Origin of the sequence: Streptomyces sp. APSN-46.1, from assembly GCF_022815725.1 — a bacterium.
Lineage (GTDB): Bacteria > Actinomycetota > Actinomycetes > Streptomycetales > Streptomycetaceae > Streptomyces.
The window spans coordinates 178,175-194,746 of the sequence record NZ_JALGRF010000011.1; the positions used below are offsets into that span (position 1 = coordinate 178,175).

At 71.9% G+C, this 16,572-nt stretch carries 19 protein-coding genes; 11 read left to right on the plus strand and 8 right to left on the minus strand.

Going from position 1 to position 16,572, the window contains the following annotated elements:
* Nucleotides 1-71: 71 nt before the first annotated feature.
* A complete protein-coding gene (locus MTF65_RS24885; protein WP_243631165.1) occupies nt 72-821 on the minus strand; it encodes an aminoacyl-tRNA hydrolase in 750 nt (249 codons plus the stop codon).
* Nucleotides 822-928: 107 nt separating this feature from the next.
* Between MTF65_RS24885 and MTF65_RS24890 the strand changes: the two genes are divergently transcribed.
* From MTF65_RS24890 to MTF65_RS24905, 4 genes are read left to right on the plus strand one after another with little or no spacing between them, the layout of a single operon-like run.
* Complete coding sequence (locus tag MTF65_RS24890) at nt 929-1,603, plus strand: AIM24 family protein (protein ID WP_243631166.1); 675 nt, start codon at nt 929-931, stop codon at nt 1,601-1,603.
* Entirely contained in the window at nt 1,600-2,502 is a 903-nt protein-coding gene (locus MTF65_RS24895; RefSeq protein WP_243631200.1) for an ATP-binding cassette domain-containing protein, read from the plus strand. The genes MTF65_RS24890 and MTF65_RS24895 overlap by 4 nt, the downstream gene beginning before the upstream one ends.
* Nucleotides 2,499-3,137 (plus strand): ABC transporter, encoded by a 639-nt coding sequence (locus tag MTF65_RS24900; RefSeq protein WP_243631167.1) that lies wholly within the window; start codon nt 2,499-2,501, stop codon nt 3,135-3,137. The genes MTF65_RS24895 and MTF65_RS24900 overlap by 4 nt, the downstream gene beginning before the upstream one ends.
* Nucleotides 3,138-3,151: 14 nt before the next feature.
* Complete coding sequence (locus tag MTF65_RS24905) at nt 3,152-3,343, plus strand: hypothetical protein (RefSeq protein WP_243631168.1); 192 nt, start codon at nt 3,152-3,154, stop codon at nt 3,341-3,343.
* A 40-nt stretch (nt 3,344-3,383) separates the two neighbouring features.
* On the opposite strand, the gene MTF65_RS24910 is transcribed toward MTF65_RS24905, so the two are convergent.
* From MTF65_RS24910 to MTF65_RS24935, 6 genes are all read right to left on the minus strand, one after another.
* Entirely contained in the window at nt 3,384-4,337 is a 954-nt protein-coding gene (locus MTF65_RS24910) for a polysaccharide deacetylase family protein (RefSeq protein ID WP_243631169.1), read from the minus strand.
* A 17-nt stretch (nt 4,338-4,354) separates the two neighbouring features.
* Nucleotides 4,355-5,299: a PPK2 family polyphosphate kinase gene (locus MTF65_RS24915; protein ID WP_374207292.1), complete on the minus strand. Its 945-nt coding sequence runs from the start codon at nt 5,297-5,299 to the stop codon at nt 4,355-4,357.
* A 259-nt stretch (nt 5,300-5,558) separates the two neighbouring features.
* Entirely contained in the window at nt 5,559-5,966 is a 408-nt protein-coding gene (gene msrB, locus MTF65_RS24920) for a peptide-methionine (R)-S-oxide reductase MsrB (RefSeq protein ID WP_243631170.1), read from the minus strand.
* 21 nt (nt 5,967-5,987) lie between these two features.
* On the minus strand, nt 5,988-7,385 hold the full coding sequence (gene murC / locus MTF65_RS24925; protein ID WP_243631171.1) for a UDP-N-acetylmuramate--L-alanine ligase: 1,398 nt from the start codon (nt 7,383-7,385) through the stop codon (nt 5,988-5,990).
* Between the two features lie 73 nt (nt 7,386-7,458).
* The gene (locus MTF65_RS24930) at nt 7,459-7,926 is read right to left on the minus strand and encodes an indole-3-glycerol phosphate synthase (RefSeq protein WP_243631172.1); all 468 of its coding nucleotides are present in this window, start codon (nt 7,924-7,926) and stop codon (nt 7,459-7,461) included.
* 148 nt (nt 7,927-8,074) lie between these two features.
* Nucleotides 8,075-8,872 carry a pyrimidine reductase family protein gene (locus tag MTF65_RS24935; RefSeq protein WP_243631173.1) on the minus strand — a complete coding sequence of 266 codons (798 nt, stop codon included), beginning with the start codon at nt 8,870-8,872 and terminating at the stop codon, nt 8,075-8,077.
* 69 nt (nt 8,873-8,941) lie between these two features.
* Between MTF65_RS24935 and zapE the strand changes: the two genes are divergently transcribed.
* From zapE to MTF65_RS24950, 3 genes are all read left to right on the plus strand, one after another.
* Nucleotides 8,942-10,012: a cell division protein ZapE gene (zapE, locus tag MTF65_RS24940; RefSeq protein WP_374207293.1), complete on the plus strand. Its 1,071-nt coding sequence runs from the start codon at nt 8,942-8,944 to the stop codon at nt 10,010-10,012.
* 67 nt (nt 10,013-10,079) lie between these two features.
* Nucleotides 10,080-10,508 (plus strand): OsmC family protein, encoded by a 429-nt coding sequence (locus tag MTF65_RS24945; RefSeq protein ID WP_243631175.1) that lies wholly within the window; start codon nt 10,080-10,082, stop codon nt 10,506-10,508.
* Between the two features lie 316 nt (nt 10,509-10,824).
* Entirely contained in the window at nt 10,825-12,186 is a 1,362-nt protein-coding gene (locus MTF65_RS24950) for an alkaline phosphatase PhoX (RefSeq protein ID WP_243631176.1), read from the plus strand.
* A 116-nt stretch (nt 12,187-12,302) separates the two neighbouring features.
* On the opposite strand, the gene MTF65_RS24955 is transcribed toward MTF65_RS24950, so the two are convergent.
* Nucleotides 12,303-13,490, minus strand: a complete 1,188-nt coding sequence (locus tag MTF65_RS24955) for a helix-turn-helix domain-containing protein (protein WP_243631177.1) — start codon at nt 13,488-13,490, stop codon at nt 12,303-12,305.
* Nucleotides 13,491-13,794: 304 nt separating this feature from the next.
* Here MTF65_RS24955 and MTF65_RS24960 point away from each other — a divergent pair, with 304 nt between their 5' ends.
* The 4 genes from MTF65_RS24960 to MTF65_RS24975 all read left to right on the plus strand — a co-directional run bounded on the left by MTF65_RS24960 (nt 13,795) and on the right by MTF65_RS24975 (nt 16,547).
* On the plus strand, nt 13,795-13,980 hold the full coding sequence (locus tag MTF65_RS24960) for a hypothetical protein (RefSeq protein WP_243631178.1): 186 nt from the start codon (nt 13,795-13,797) through the stop codon (nt 13,978-13,980).
* Complete coding sequence (locus tag MTF65_RS24965; protein WP_243631179.1) at nt 13,977-14,177, plus strand: hypothetical protein; 201 nt, start codon at nt 13,977-13,979, stop codon at nt 14,175-14,177. Before MTF65_RS24960 ends, MTF65_RS24965 begins: the two co-directional genes overlap by 4 nt.
* 284 nt (nt 14,178-14,461) lie before the next feature.
* Nucleotides 14,462-14,935 carry a YbaK/EbsC family protein gene (locus MTF65_RS24970; protein ID WP_243631180.1) on the plus strand — a complete coding sequence of 158 codons (474 nt, stop codon included), beginning with the start codon at nt 14,462-14,464 and terminating at the stop codon, nt 14,933-14,935.
* Nucleotides 14,936-14,975: 40 nt separating this feature from the next.
* Nucleotides 14,976-16,547 carry a hypothetical protein gene (locus MTF65_RS24975; RefSeq protein ID WP_243631181.1) on the plus strand — a complete coding sequence of 524 codons (1,572 nt, stop codon included), beginning with the start codon at nt 14,976-14,978 and terminating at the stop codon, nt 16,545-16,547.
* Nucleotides 16,548-16,572 lie beyond the last annotated feature (25 nt).

Genomic DNA, 16,572 nt, shown 5'->3' on the forward strand with positions numbered 1-16,572 from the left:
TTTGAGCTTCCCCGGCTCCCCGCTTCCCCGGCTCCGCGCCTCCCCGCCTCCCCGCCTCCCCCGGCGAGGTGTCAGCGCCGCGCCCGGAGCGCCGGGTGGTCCGCGATGACCGTGGCCGAGCCCGGGGCGATCTCCGTGAAACCGGCGTCGCGGACGACCGGCAGGCCGCTTCCGTTCAGCTCCGCCCAGCGCTCGCGCGGGGCCGTCCGTACGGCCAGCCGGAAACCGGAGGCCTGCCACAGGGCGCGCTCCGCGCGGGTCAGCTCCCACCACGCCAGCTGCGCCCCGTGCCCGGCCTGGGCCATCGCCTTGCCTGCGGACATCTCCAGATCCGGGTTCAGCCACAGCACCGGGATACCCGGCTCGACGGGGCCGGCCGGCTCAGGGTCGTCCAGGTCGGTCCCCGACACCTGGAGCTTGGCCAGCTCCTTGGGCCAGCCGTCGAGCGGAACGGGCGGGAACACCCGTACCTCCGCCGCGTCACCGTGCACCGTGACACCGGGCAGGGTCTGCGCCTTGCGCCACTCCGCCCCGCGCGCCCGCCGGACCACCTTGCGGATCCGCGCGTCCTGCCAGTCCCGGACGGCCCCGGCCCATTCGCCCTCGCCGAGGGACCGCTCGTCGCTCAGCAGCACCAGTACCGCGCGGGCCGCCGTCTCCAGCGCGTCCGTCCGGGCCGGGGGGTCGGCCTTCTCGATCCGCACGACCAGGGGGAGCACGAACTGCGGTGCCTCGTCGCGGGCGATCCGCTCCCGCCGGAACGGACTGTCCGCCCCGACGGCGGGTACCTCGGTGGTCTCGTGCGTGTTCCGGCTGCTCATCGTGCTGCTCTTCCCCTGCTCATGCCGCTGCTCATCCCCGCAAAGGATGCCAGCCTCCGCCTTGAGGAGGATGCCGCGGGGGTTCGGGCCGGGTGAGGATCGGGGCCATGAAGAGCGACCTTTTCGCGTCGGAGCACCTGGCTCAGCCGTCCGCCGCACCGGGCATGACCCTCCAGAACGCCAAGTCCGTGAAGTACGCCGTCAACGGTGAAATGCTCGCTCGCCAGGGCTCGATGGTCGCCTTCCGCGGCAACCTCCAGTTCGAGCGCAAGGGCCAGGGCATAGGCGGCATGCTCAAGCGCGCCGTCACCGGCGAGGGCCTGGCGCTGATGTCCGTACGCGGCCAGGGCGAGGCCTGGTTCGCCCACCAGGCCGGCCACTGCTTCATCATCGACTTCGAGCCGGGCGACGCCCTGACCGTCAACGGGCGCAACGTGCTCTGCTTCGACCCGACCCTGTCCTACGAGATCAAGATGCTGAAGGGCGCCGGCATGACCGGCGGCGGCCTCTTCAACAGCCTCTTCACCGGCACCGGCAAGCTCGCCGTGGTCTGCGACGGACACCCGGTCATCATCCCGGTCACCGCCCAGAACCCGGTGTACGTGGACACGGACGCGGTTGTCGGCTGGAGCGCCGCCCTGGAGACCGGCCTGCACCGCTCCCAGTCGGTCGGCTCGATGATCCGGGGCGGCTCGGGCGAAGCCGTCCAACTGATGCTGCGCGGCGAGGGCTTCGTCATCGTCCGCCCCAGCGAGGTGACCGAAACGGCGGCGGCGCACTGAACCTCACCGCTGTCGGCCGCCGCTACGGCCGACGGCGGCCCTGGGTGCTGCGCGGGGTCTCGCTGGAGCTGCCGCGCGGCAGCCTCGTCCGCGTCGAAGGCCGCAACGGCGGGGGCAAGTCCACCCTCCTCCGGCTCGCGGCCGGGATCGACACCCCGACCGAGGGCCGGATCACCGGCCGCCCGCGCCGGACGGCGTACGTGCCGGAGCGCTTTCCGGCGGCCCTGCCGCTCACCGCGGCGGCCTACCTGACCCACATGGGCCGGGTACACGGTCTGCCGCGCGCCGAAGCGGCGCGCCGGGCGGCCGAGTGGCTGGAGCGGTTCGGCGCCGCCGGGCACGCCCGCACGCCGCTGGCCGAACTGTCCAAGGGGAGCAGCCAGAAGGTGGCCGCCGCCCAGGCCCTCCTCGCCGAACCGGGCCTGCTCGTCCTGGACGAAGCGTGGACCGGGCTCGACGTGCCCGCGCGGGCGGAGCTGGACCGGGCCGTGGCCGAGCGGACCGCCGCCGGGGGCACCGTGCTGTTCGTGGACCACGACCCGGCGCGGCTCGCCGGGGGCGTCTCCGGCGGTTGCCGAGTGAGCGGGCCCGACGCGCACTACCGGGTCGAGGGGGCCGCGCTGGTGCCCGTACGGCCGACGTCCGTAGCGTCCGTACCGCCCGTACCGTCCGTACCGTCCGTACCGTCCGTACGACAAGGCGCCGACGCCGGGCCGTACGTACGGATCGAGGCCGCCGGACCGCCTGGTTCCGCGCCGCCCCCGGCGCTGGCGGCCGAGCCCGCGCCCGGCGGGGGCGTGCGGCTGACCGTGCCCGCCGTCCGGTCCGACGCCGTGTTGCGCGAGCTGCTCACCGCGCGGCCGCCGTGGCACATCCGGGAAGTGCGGTACCTGCCGTGAACGCTCTGCTGCGCTACCAGGGCGCCCTGCTGCTGCGCTCGCAGCGCTGGCTCCCGCCGGTGCTGCTGTACGTCGCCGTCCTGGCCGTCGGATTCCGGCCCGGGGACCCCGTGCCGGACTCGCTCGGGTACGCGGCGGCCCCGCTGGTCCCGGTGACGGCCTGGCTGGTGCGGGTCTGCGTCACCAGCGAACCCGACGCGGCCCGGGACTGCGCCGCCGCCGCTGCCGGTCCGCTGCGGGTGCACGCGGCGGCCCTGCTCACCGCGCTGGGCTGGGGCTCCGCCACCGGGGGCATCGGCGGGGCCGCGGTGCTGCTGCTCGGCGAGCACGCGGGGCTGGACATGCCGGCGACCGCCCTGGCCGGGGCCTCGGCGGTGCTGGTGTGCACCCTCACCGGCACGGCCGTGGGCGCACTGTGCGGCCGGCCGCTGATGAAGGCCCCTGGGTACGCAGTCCCGGCGGCGGCCCTCGGCAGCCTGCTGGCCCTGGTCACGGCGGGCTCCCCGGCCCGCGTGGCGGTGACCGGGCTGGTCACGGGCTCGGTGGAGGTCACGCCGGGCGCCCCGGCGGGGGCCGTGGCGCTGGCCTGCGCGGCGGGCGCGGTGGCCTGCGTGGCCAGTGCGCGGCGGGGCTGAGTACGCTCGTGGACATGGAAAAGACCGAGCGGAGCGAGTCGTACTGCCCCGCGCCGGCGGTGCCCGTCGCGGCCGTGGCGGGGCCGCCGTACGCGGACTGCCTGGAGTGCGGCGAGCCCACCGAGTACGGGGTGGACACCCCCGGCGTGGTGCTGTGCCCGGTCTGCGAGTGGCAGGACGCGCAGCGCACCGCCTGCTCGGGCTGAGCGGGCTGATCGACGGGGCTGACCGACGGGGCCGGTCGTCCTACTTTCCGATGAGTTCGGAGACCTTCACGAAGCGGTAGCCGCGCTTGCGCAGTTCCGGAACGATCTTTTCGATGGCCTCCTCGGTGACGGGCGCGGCGCTGCGGGTGCAGTGCATGACCACCACCGAGCCCGGCTTCACCCCGGCGATGACCTGCTCGGCCACCGCGTTCGCGTCCTTCGCGAAGGCGTCCCCGCTGACCACGTCCCACTGCACGGCCGTGACCTTGGCCGTGGACAGGGCCCGTAGCGTCTGGTCGTCGTAGCAGCCGCCGGGGAAGCGGAAGTACGGAACGGTGTTGACCGCCCCCGCCGTGCGGAAGGCCTCGAACGCCCGGTCCACGTCGGCCCGGGCGGCGGCGCCGTCGAGCGCGGGCAGTCCGTAGCAGGGGGACTTGAAGGCGTAGTGGCTGTACGAGTGGTTCGCGATCTCGAAGTTCGGATCGTTGCCGATGGACTTCGCCTGGTCCGGGTACTCCTCGGCCCAGCGGCCCGTCATGAAGATGGTCGAGGGCACCTTGAGCGTGCGCAGGGTGGAGATCAGCTGGGGGTTGTCGAAGCGCTCCCCGCCCGCGGCGCGCGGCCCCTGGTCGGCGGTCATGTCGGCGTCGAAGGTCAGTGCGACGGTCTTGTCCGTGTGCTGCTTCGCCCGCTCGAACACCGGGGTCAGCCCGTTCGGGCCGGGGGCCAGGGTCGGGGCCTTGCCGGGGGCGCCGGCCCGCGGGGAGCCCGACGGGGTTCCCCGGGGAGCCCCCGGGGCCGGGGCGGAGGCTGGGGCGGAGGCCGGGCCGGAGGCCGCGTTGGAGGCGTTGGGGGCGGAGGCCGCGGGGGTTCCCATACGGGCCTGGCCGCCGTCGGCCGACGTGCCGGCGCCGCCCCCGCAGCCGGCGAGGGCGGCGCCGAGGGCGCCACTGAGGGCGGCCGCGGCCGCCGCTTTGCGCAGTGAAAGGGTCACCTACGCAAAATATATGACTATGTGCCAATCAGACTGGCACGGCACTCGTCCACGTCGAACCGAGCCGTCGGATACTGCGGATCGATGGCCTCCAGGTGCTCCCGCAGCAGCGTGCTGATCGCCCAGTCGCGGTACCACTTGCGGTCCGCGGGGACGATGAACCAGGGCGCGGCGGCCGTGGAGCAGTGCTCCAGTGCCAGTTCGTACGCCTCCTGGTACGCGGGCCACAGGGCGCGCTCGTCGATGTCGGACGGGCTGAACTTCCATCGCTTGGCCGGATCGGCCAGCCGCGCCAGGAGCCGCTTGCGCTGCTCCTCGTGGCTGATGTGGAGGAAGACCTTCACTACGGTCACGCCGTCGTCCACGAGGGACTCCTCGAACCGGTTGATCTGCCCGTAGCGGCGGTCGAGCAGGCTCTGCGGCACCAGTTCGCGGACCCGGGCGACCAGGACGTCCTCGTACTGCGAACGGTCGAAGATGCCGATCTCGCCCGGACGGGGGAGTGCCCTCATGATGCGCCAGAGGAAGGGGTGGTCGCGCTCATCGGGCGTGGGCGCCTTGAAGGACTCGACCCGGCAGCCGGCGGGGTTGAAGAGGCCGATCACGTGCTTGACCGTGCCGCCCTTGCCACTGGTGTCCATGCCCTGGAGGACGAGGAGCAGGCGGCGGCGGTCGCCCGCGGTGCTCGCCGCGAAGAGCCGCTCCTGGAGGGCGGCGAGCGGGTCGGCCAGCTCGGTGATGGCCGCGAGGCCGGCCGCCTTTTCGGCGGGGCCGGCCGGGGTGGCGGCGGGGTCGAGCCGGCGCAGATCCGGCCGCTCGCCCTCCGGCACCCGCAGCAGCTCGCGCAGCGGGGTGGCCCGGGGCGTGGCCGGCGGCGTGCCCTCCGGCGCGGCGCGCGGCGGCGGACCGGACGTCCGCGCCTGCTGGCCGCCCTTACTCCGTTTGCCGTCCTTCCGGGCCACTGCTGCCCCCCTCGGTCGGGTCCCTCCGATCCTGCTACGGATCGGAAGGTCCCGCGACGGGAAGTCAGTGCCAGGGGCCGGTGACCGCGAACGTGCGATCGGGTAGACCTCGTCGCCCGGGGTCATGCCGAGGACGTAGAAGCCGGTGACGGCGTCACGAGATGGTCCGTGTCTCACACTCAGGCACGCGTGAGGCCGCCGTCAGGTTCCTGCCGACAGCGGCCTCACGACGTTGGCCCTGGGTAAGCAGTGGGCGGAGTCAGCCCGCGTCGGGCGTGAGCCGCAGCGAGATGGAGTTGATGCAGTAGCGCTGGTCGGTGGGCGTGGGATATCCCTCGCCCTCGAACACGTGGCCCAGGTGGGAGCCGCACTTCGCGCAGCGCACCTCGGTGCGGACCATGCCGTGCGAGACGTCCGCCACCAGCTCGACCGCGTCGGTGTCCTTCGGGTCGTAGAAGGACGGCCAGCCGCAGTGCGACTCGAACTTCGTGTCGGAGCGGAACAGCTCGGCCCCGCAGCCCCGACAGGAGTAGACGCCCTCCGTCTTGGTGTCGGTGTACTCACTGCGGAAGGCGGGCTCGGTGCCCGCCAGGCGCAGCACCTGGTACTCGGACGGGGTCAGCTCCGCCTGCCACTGCTCGTCCGTCTTCTCGACCTCGTACGACATGACTCCCGCTCCCTCTGGCCGTCAGTCCGACAGGCGGGCGAGGATGGCCGGACCGAGGTCCGTGACGTCGCCCGCGCCCATGGTGAGAACGAGATCGCCCGGCTTCGCCATTCCCGCGATGACGTCGGCGACGTCGTCCTTCTCGTGCTCGGCGCTGACGTCGGCGCCCGCGGCACGGGCCGCGGAGATGATGATCTCGCTGGTGACGCCGGGGATCGGGTCCTCACGGGCCGGGTAGATGTCCAGGACCACGGCGGAGTCGGCGAGCGCGAGGGCCTGGCCCATCTCCTTGCCGAGCTCCTGGGTGCGGGAGAACAGGTGCGGCTGGAAGACGACCAGGATCCGGGAGTCCGCGGCGGCGCCGCGGATGGCCTCCAGGTCGGCGGTCATCTCCGTCGGGTGGTGCGCGTAGGAGTCGATGACCTGCACGCCGGCCGCCTCGCCCTTGAGCTGGAGGCGGCGCTTGACGCCGGTGTACTTGCCGAGGGCCGAGGCCAGGTTGTGCGCCGGGATCCCGAGGGCGACACCGGCCGCGAGGGCGGCGACGGCGTTGTGCGCGTAGTGGCGGCCGGGGACCGAGACGGTGAAGGTGAGCATCCGGCCCCCGATGACGACCGTGACCTCGCTGGCCAGGCCGCGCGGGGTGATCTTGGTGATCCGGACGTCGGCGCCCTCTTCCTCGCCGTAGGTGACCACGGTCAGGCCGGCCGCCCCGGCGACGCGGCGGGCGATCTCGGCGGCGCCCGCCTGGCTGTGGGCCACGACCAGGGTGCCGCCGGGGACGATCTTGCCGACGAAGGTCTCGAACGACTCGTAGATCTCTTCCATCGACGCGTAGTTCGCGTGGTGGTCGAGTTCGGCGTTGAGGATGATCGCGACCTGCGGGGTGTACTTGTGGAAGCTGCGGTCGCTTTCATCCGCCTCGGCCACGAAGATGTCGCCCTCGCCGTGGTGGGCGTTGGAGCCCGGGGCGTCCAGGTCGCCGCCGATGGCGTACGAGGGGTCGAGGCCCAGGGCCGACAGGGACACCGCCAGCATCGAGGTGGTGGTGGTCTTGCCGTGCGTACCGGCGACGGCGATCGGGCGCAGGCCGTCCATCAGGCCCGCGAGGGCGTCGGAGCGGTGCACGACGGGGATGCCGAGCTCGGCGGCGCGGGCCAGCTCCGGGTTGTCGGAGCGGATGGCGCTGGAGACGACCACGCAGGTGGAGTCGGCGGCGAGGTGGCCGGCGGCGTGCCCGATGTGGACCGTGGCGCCGTGGGCGCGCAGCGCCTGGGCGGTCTCGGAGTCACGGGAGTCGCTGCCGGCGACCTTCGCGCCGCGCTGGGCGAGGATCTTCGCGATGCCGGACATCCCGGCGCCGCCGATGCCGATGAAGTGCGGACGTTCCATGGCGGTCGGCAGGCCGGGCGGCGTCATACGGGTTCTCCCCAAGGTGCGGGTCGGTACGTCGGAAGTCTCGGCACCCTCGGCGAGGGTGTCGGACGCCAGCCTATTCGTTGTGGGCGAAGAGCTTGAGCACGGGAACGCCGACCTTGTGCCGCGCCCGCGAGGCCCAGTCCCGGTGGAAGAACTCCTCCACGAAGTGCGGGGCGGTCAGAACGATCACCTCGTCGGCGTTGGTCTCTTCCACGACGGCCTTCAGTTTGTCGAGGGGATGGTGCTCGACGATCTGTCCGACGGCCGTGGCGCCCTTCGTGCGCAGGGCCTGCAGCGAGTGCTCCAGGGCGTTCTCGGCGGGACCCCGGGCGGCCTCGCCCTCGGGTTCGTCGGCTTCCCGGAGGGCCTCGGGGAGCTCACCGAGCGCTACGTCGTCGATGGCGCGCAGCAGTCGGTCCTGGTCGCCCCGGGGCTGCATGAGGACGACGAAGGAGACCGGGTCGTCTCCGTGAAGGGTGGTGACGAAGTCCACGTCGACCGGGGTCAGCGGCTGCTCGATCATCAATACGCTCGTGAACACGGACGCCCTCTCCTTCATGGGCCGAGGCCGGTCGGCCGGCCCCTGCGGAAACCATCCTGCCCCGCTGTCGCGCGGGGCCTCGCACGGATATATCTGCCCAGGAATGTGCCCATCGGAAGCTAAGCGGAACGACAAATTCCGCTTCTTCTCAGATCCGACGGTAGCTCGTGAAGAGGAACCCGGCCTCTTCCAGTACGGAGGCGGGCGCCAGCCGGTGCGGTACGGCGACCGAGGGGCCCCCGGCGATGCGCTGGGCGTCGCCCGCGGTGAGCATCGGGGAGATCGTCAGGCACAGCTCGTCCAGGGCGTCGGCGGCCACGAACTGGCCCAGCAGCCGGGGGCCGCCCTCCGTGAGCTGGCGCCGCAGACCCCGGTCCGCGAGCTCCCGTACGACCCGGGCCGGGTCCACGACCGAGCCGTCGCCCGCCAGGACGACCTCCGCCCCGGCCTTGGCGGCGGCGGCCACCCGGTCGGCGGGCGCGGCGGCGCCGGTGACCACCAGGGTGGGCACGAGCGGGGAGGTGAACAGGGGCAGCGAGAAGTCCAGGTCCAGGCTCGCGGTGATCACCGCGATGGCGGGGGCGGGGCCCTGGCCGGCCGCCTCGCGGCGGGCCGCGAAGGCCTCCCGGGCCCGGGCCGGGCGGTAGCCCTCCTGGCGAACCGTTTCCGCGCCGACGATCACCACATCGGCCAGTGCCCGCAGCGTGCCGAAGATCCGCATGTCGGTCTCGCCGGAGATGGGCTGCGAGCGCCCGTCGTGCTGGGCGGCCCCGTCGAGGGTGGAGACCATGTTCGCCCGCAGCCAGTGGGCGTCGCCGGCGAGCGGCGGGTACGCGTAGGCGTCCGCGAGCTCGTCCAACGACCACTCCCGGTCGGCCTGGGCCGCCGAGGTCGTCGCTGGTGTCGTCGCTGATGTCTGATCGGTCACAGGGAACAGGCGTCGCATCGGTGCAGTGTTACACGCCCCGTAGAGTGAAGGGCTGTGTCAACCTCTCTCTCGACCTCTGGTCCCGCCATCGGGCGGCAGCCGACAGCCGACGCCGGCCCGCTCGCCCTGTGCGCCCGCGAGCCGCACGTGCCCGCCGAGCGCCTGGTCGCAGAGATGGTGCCGCCGCCGCGCTTCGACGCAGTGCGCTTCGACACGTACGACCCGGACCCGGAGCAGCCGAGCCAGACCGAGGCCGTCACCGTCCTGAGCGGCTTCGCGGCCGGTCTGGGCGGGGCGCACGCGAGCGGCGCCGGCAAGCGGCGCTGGTTCGCGAAGAAGCCTGCCGCGCCGACCGCCCCGCGCGGGGTCTACCTCGACGGCGGCTACGGCGTCGGCAAGACCCACCTGCTGGCCTCGCTGTGGCACGCCACCCCGGCCGAGCCCGCGCTCAAGGCCTTCGGCACCTTCGTGGAGCTGACCAACCTGGTCGGCGCGCTGGGCTTCCAGCAGACGGTGCGGACGCTGGGCGGGCACCGGCTGCTGTGCATCGACGAGTTCGAGCTGGACGACCCGGGCGACACCGTGCTGGTGTCCTCGCTGCTGAGCCGGCTGGTCGAACAGGGCGTGGCGCTGGCCGCGACCTCCAACACCCTGCCCGGCAAGCTCGGGGAGGGCCGGTTCGCCGCCGTCGACTTCCTCCGGGAGATCCAGGGCCTGTCCGCGCACTTCCGGCCGCTGCGGATCGACGGCCAGGACTACCGCCACCGCGGCCTGCCCGAAGCCCCGGCACCGTTCTCCGAAGAGCAGGTGGCCAAGGCCGCGTACGCGACCCCGGGCGCGAGCCTGGACGACTTCCCGGGCCTGCTGGAGCACCTGGCGCGGGTGCACCCCAGCCGGTACGGGGCCCTGACGGACGGGATAGCGGCCGTCTGCCTGACGGACGTCGGCCCGGTGCCGGACCAGTCGACGGCGCTGCGGCTGGTCGTCCTGGCGGACCGCCTCTACGACCGCGAGATACCGGTGCTGGCGTCGGGCGTGCCGTTCGACCGCCTCTTCAGTGAAGAGATGCTGAACGGCGGTTACCGCAAGAAGTACTTCCGCGCCATATCGCGGCTCACCGCCCTGGCGCGCGACGCGAAGGGGCTTGTGGCCCAGTAGGTTTGGGGCGCCGGGCTGCTTCCGCTGACGCGGCCCGGCCGTTTCCACTTCTGCGAAGGGATCCACCATGGCCGCCACACGCAATGCGCACGCCGTCTGGGAAGGCGACCTGCTCACGGGCAAGGGCGTCGTCACGCTCGACTCGTCCGGCCTCGGCAACTACCCCGTCTCCTGGCCCGCGCGCACCGACGAGCTGGCGAACGGGCGGACCAGCCCGGAAGAGCTCATCGCCGCCGCGCACTCCAGCTGCTTCAACATGGCGTTCTCGAACGGGCTGGCGAAGGCGGGCAACCCGCCCACCAAGCTGACCACCTCGGCCGCCGTGACCTTCGTGCCCGGCCAGGGCATCACCGGCATCCACCTCACGGTCGAGGGTGAGGTCCCGGGCCTGGACAACGACGCCTTCGTCGCCGCCGCCGAGGACGCGAAGAAGAACTGCCCGGTCAGCCAGGCCCTGACGGGCACGACGATCACCCTCTCGGCCAAGCTCGCCTAACGGCTACCCGCCACGTCCCCCGGCCCCCCGGGCTCCGCCCCACCTTCAGTCCCGCCATCTTCAGCCTCGCCGGCGTTTGAGGCCCCGCCGGGCAAAATCAGCCTCGCCGGCGAGGCTGAAATGCGGGCCCGCTGCCTCAACCGCCGGCAGGGCGGGATGTACCCGGCGGGGCTGAAGATGGCCGGTCAGGCCGAAGGCGGCGGGGCTGAAAGGGTGACGCGGTCGGGGCGGGTCGAACGCGGCGGGGGGAGGAACGCGGCCCGGCGTGGTACCACGGCCCGGTCCACATCTCCAGTCCCGCCACGGGGAGTTGCCGATGCCCCTCACCCGCCGCACCCTGCTCGCCGCAGGCGGCATCGCGTTCACCGGGACCCTCGGCGCCCTCTTCGCCGGGAGCGTCGGCGCGGCCCGCCCGGCCCGCCCGGCCGCCACCCGGGGGTACGGGCCCCTGCTCCCCGACCCCCGCGGCCTTCTCGACCTGCCCGCCGGATTCTCCTACCGCGTGCTCTCGCGCGCCGGCGACCCCCTGCGCTCCGGCGAGGGCACCGTCCCGGCCAACTGCGACGGCATGGCCGCCTTCGGGGCCCCCGGAGACCGGGTCCGCCTCGTCCGCAACCACGAGAACCGCACCACCGCCGCCCTCCGCGTCCCTCCCGTCGACGGGCTGACGTACGACCCGGACGCCCTCGGCGGCTGCACCGTGCTCACCCTCGACGCCACCGGCCGCCGGGTCTCCGCCGAGCGGGTCGCCCTCGCCGGTACCGCCGTCAACTGCGCGGGCGGACGTACCCCCTGGAACACCTGGCTCAGCTGCGAGGAGACCGAGGACCGCGCCGGCACCTCCGGGTACGCCCGCGACCACGGCTACGTCTTCGAGGTGGACCCGGCCGACCCGCACCGCTCCGGCGCCGTCCCCCTCACCGCGATGGGCCGGTTCGCGCACGAGGCCGTCGCCGTGGACCCGTACCGCGGCGTCGTCTACGAGACCGAGGACGCCTTCGTCAAGCCGTTCGGCCTGTTCTACCGGTTCCTGCCGGCCCGCCCCCTCGGCGGACTCGGCTCGCTCCGGGCAGGCGGCGCCCTGGAGGCCCTGCGCGTCCCCGGCCTGCCGGACCTGGCCGTGGTGGACGAGCCCGGGGCCGAGTTCCCGGTGGAGTGGGTGCCCGTACCGGACCCCTCGGCCGCCGGGACCCCCATCCGCCTCCAGGACTTCGGCCCGGGCGGGATCACCCACGCCCAGAAGCTGGAGGGCTGCTACTGGGGCGACGGCGGCGTCCATTTCGTCTCCAGCTTCGCCCGCGGCAGCGAGGGCGCGGGCGCCGACCACCACGGGCAGGTGTGGTTCTACGACCCGCGCCGCGCCCGGCTCCGGCTGGACGTGCGCTTCGGCCCGGCCGCCGACGTACAGCTGCCGGGGGACTCACCCGACAACATCTGCCTGGCTCCCGACGGCGGCCTGATGGTGTGCGAGGACGGCGGCGGTGCGCAGTACGTCCTCGGGGTCACCCCGGGCGGCGAGGTCTACCCGATGGCCCGCAACGCGGACGACATCGGGCAGCCGGGGGCCCCGGAGTGGGGGGAGTTCGCCGGGGTCACCTTCTCCCCCGACGCCCGCACGATGTACCTCAACGCTTACGCTCCGGGCACCACCTTCGCGGTGACGGGGCCCTGGCGCTGACCTCGCGGTCCCGTCCGAAACGGTCGGATCCGTAGGGCGTGTCACCGACCGGCGCCCCTCGGGCCACAGCACGTGTACCGGAATCCGTTGTGTTCGGCGTGGACCGCCGGTCTGGGTCAGACAGTGGCGCCGATCCTCTGGGCGAACCGGCGCAAGCCGGGGATCTCGCCATTGAGTGCGAGCAGTTCCGAAGCGATCGACCGGACCTTGGGGCGTCGCGCTTCCTGGGGGGCGTAGCGCTCCAGGGCCCGGAGGGTATGGAACGCCTTCTCCGGCTCTCCCATGTCCCGCCACACCCGGGCAACGTCCATGCACATCCGTCCGCGCCGTTCGGCATTGGGCAGGCGCTCGGGAGGGATCTCGGCGGCGTAGTTGAGGGCTTGGTCGCCTTCACCGAGTGCGTGATGGACGGAGATCCTGAAGACGCGGGTCTGGTCGATTCCGAACACGCCGGGGATGTAGAGCTTCTGGGATTCGGTCTCCCGGCGACCGGCCGTCTCTTCGGCTTCGCCCATGTAGTCCGTGGCCTGGCCGCGCCAGCCGGCCTGGGCTGCGCTGTAGCCGGCGGTCAGCAGCAGGGTGCCTTTCATGGCGAGCTCGTCGGGGCGGCGTCCGAGCCGTCCGGCGGCTTCGTTGAGGTGGTCGATGGCGGCCTGATATTCGCCGGCGCGGCGCATGGCGATACCCATGGAGTGTGCTGCCTCACCCATCACGACGGGGTTGCCGGTCAGGTGGGCTTGCGTGCGGGCCCGGTCGGCTGCCACCCATGCGAACCCTTGATAGTTCTTGATCGCCAACTGGGCCAGCAGGACGTAGGAGCGGGCGGCGACGTCATGCGCGTTGGATGCGAGCGATCCCGCGATGAGCTGGGGAAGCTTGCGTCCCAGCTCCGTGTACTGAGCTTCCTGGAAGAGGGTCCGTGTCTGGGTGAGCGCGGTGACGAGTGATTCTCGGGTGACCGGCCGGGCGTTGGGGAGACGGAACAGCGAGCGTTCCACCAGGTCTTTCGGATCAGCCGTCGCAGCCACGGAGGAGGCGGGGAGGGCGGCGGCGATCCCCACGCCTAGCCCGAGGGTCAAAACCTTACGCCGGTGCACATCGTCCCTTTCCAGTCCCACAGCTTCTGCGGACACATCCAGGACATCACATAAGGCTGCCAGCGTGGCGGAATCCGGTGAGACCTTGCCGTTCTCCACCCGGGACATCCACGACGCGGAGTACCCCACCCTGGCGCCGACTTCCCCCTGAGACAGTCGCTTGGACTGCCGTCCGCGCCTGATCACGTCGCCCAACGTCTCACCCATGCACACAGTGTGCCGATGCGTGCACAGGATTTGCAGGCCCTCGGCAAGTCATAACCCGATTGGCGCCAGCGGCCGTTGAATCGTCATCAGCGCCTCGATCCCCCTCCCGTCAGCACGGGTTGAGACGCGATGGCTCCCCGTCCCTCCCTTCCGGGACGGGCAGTCCGTTCCCATACCTCGACCATCTTCCAGGGCGGCGGCGATGATTACGACGTACCTTACGGAGTACACCGAACGACACTTCCCTCGTGCCATCGCGCTTCCCCCTTCGCGCTGGCCGAGACCGGGCACCATCGTCCGGGCCATGAACGCCCCCGACCTCGTCGTAGGCGTTCTCGCCCGGTACGGCGTCTTGACCGACGCCTTCCCCGGAACCCCCTACGTACGCCCCCTCGGCGGAGGCCGCGAGTGGACCGCGAACCCCGAGTACCTCCGGCCGGCTCACCCGATGGAGATCAGCGCGGCCCGCATGCAGGAGTGGGCCCGGTGACCGCCACCGTGGACATCCCCGCCATCCGCACCGACCGGCTCACCCCCGCGCAGGAGACCGGCCGGTCCTGCTGCTGGTGCTCGTACTGGGCATCGCCCGACCGGCCAGTCGCCGCCCCGCGCACCGAACTGCGGCTTCGGGCCTGTCAGCGCTGCGCCGACCTGTACGGCATCGAGACCACGGGGACCTCTGGGTGAACGGCGCCCTCCCGTGGGTCGGAGACCTGGTCGAAGACGAAGACGGCCACATTGCGATCGTCACCGACGTCGCGGCGGCGCTGTCTGGTTCCTGCGCCACCCGGACTCCCTTCTCTCCGAACCGTGGGTCACCACCGACCCCCACAGCCTGCACGTAATCAAGACGCGCACCCAACGCCACGCGTCGCACCAACCCCACCGCATGACGCCGAAAAACCGTCGCAGGTCAGCATCCTGACCGCGCCATACTGCCCCCTTCACCCACCACGTGAAGGAGAGAAGCCATGGACGCCGTACAGCGCGTCAAGGGGGCTCTGATCGAAGCCGGACACAGCGGGGACATCACCGAACTCCCCGAACCGGCGCCCACCGCCCAGGCCGCAGCCGATCAGCTCGGCTGCCCGGTCGGGGCCATCGCCAACAGTCTCGTCTTCTCCGTCAACAACGCGCCCCTGCTGATCCTCACCAGCGGGGACCACCGCGTCGACACCCGCAAGGTCGCAGCCCTCCTCGGGGTCGGCCGGGGCAAGATCCGCCGCGCCGACCCCGAGTTCGTACACGCCGTCACCGGCCAGCACGCCGGAGGCGTCGCCCCCATCGGACACCCGGCACCCATCCGGACCCTCGTGGACACCCACCTGGGCACCTACAACCCCATCTGGGCCGGCGCCGGTCTCCACCACGCCCTCTTCCGGACGACACTTCCTGAGCTGCTCCAGCTCACCTGCGGCGAGACGGCGGAGGTCGGCGAGACGTAAAGCCGCAGCACTCCTTCATGCACCAGAGAGGTGATCCGTCATGGACAGCACGCGGTACATCCTGTTCATCAACGCGAATGACACCGCCCGGCACACCTCCAGCGCCAACACCGCGATCTACCCGAACCTGGGGCTGCTGACCCTCATGAGCGCCGTCCGGCCGCGTCTTGTCGGCACGGACCTGAGGGTCGGCTACTTCGACGGCACCCTCCACGGGAACCCGGCCCTGGAAGCGTTCATCGAGGCAAAGGCCGACCAGATCGCCGCCCTGTGCTTCTCGACGCTCACCGCCAACTACGGTGCCTCGATCACCATGGCCAAGCGGGCCAAGGCCCTGAACCCGGAAACACTAGTGGTCCTCGGGAATGACCACTTCTCCGCCCTGTACGAGCGGATCATGGCCAATCAGCCGGTCGTGGACTACGGCTTCCACGGCAACGACGTGGTGGAGGGCTTCGCCGACTTCATCACCGACGTGCTGACCGGCACCACCAGGCCCGGAATGGACTACCCGGGCCTGGTCCACCGTGACGCGGCCGGAACCGTACACTGCCAGCCCGAGGACCCCACCGAGTACCACCGCCTGCCCCTGGTGGACTACTCCCTCACCGACACCCTCATGCCCCACGCCCCCCGATATCTGGACGGACAGCGGCAGGTGTACTTCTTCATGCGGGACCGCGAATTCAACAGCCAGGTCATCGACATCGGCCGAGGATGCGTGAAGTTCGCCGGCGAACGCCTCGAAGGCGTCCCCCTCAACGCCTGCGACTTCTGCGGCATCATCCCCGGCTCCAAGGAAATCACCATGCCCGAGGCCGCTCGGGCATGGGCGATCATCGAGAACGCCTGGCGGCAGGGATTCAACTACCTGTACGTCACCGCCGACGAACTCCCCCTGACCATGTGGCGGATGCTCCGCAACATGGCCGCCAACCAGCCAACCTGGTACCAGTCCCTCCCCGTCGGCGACCGGCCCAAGATGTTCGGATACGCCCGCGCCGAAGCCTTCGCCACCGGCCCCGACCGCATCGATCTCCTCGTCAACCAGCTCGGCCTGGACCACTTCTTCATCGGCTTCGACGGCCTCTCCGACCTCTCCCTGCGGGTGATGAACAAGCAGCCAGTGGGAGGCCGCGGTCGCGCCGACCGGCCCATGGAACACAACCTCCGGGCACTGGACGGCGTCATCAAGCGCGGCGGGATGATCACGGCCGGCCTGGTCCTCACCCACCTCGGGATCACCGCCGACATCATGGCCGCCAACCACGCGGAACTCACCCGCATCGTGGACAGCACACCCCGCACCTTCGCCGCCCTCGACTTCGGCCCCCTGTGCCCGATCCCCGGATCCCAGTCCTTCCGCTACCTCACCCATCCCACCTACGCGGCCCGCCGCGCGGCCTCCTTCGGCCTGGTCGTCAACCAGGACTACCTCGAAGCCCGAGCAGCGTTCTACCGCACCGCCGACGAACTCGACATGGACCAGATGATCGGCGACTTCGTCACCGGCTGCTGCCCCAAGATCGACATGGACACGGTGGAGGAGTACATCTCCAAGACCGGCGACCTCGCCAACCGGCACGGCATCGTCATCGGCGGCGGCGTCTAGCGGCTCCTGCCGCCGGCGCCGGGCC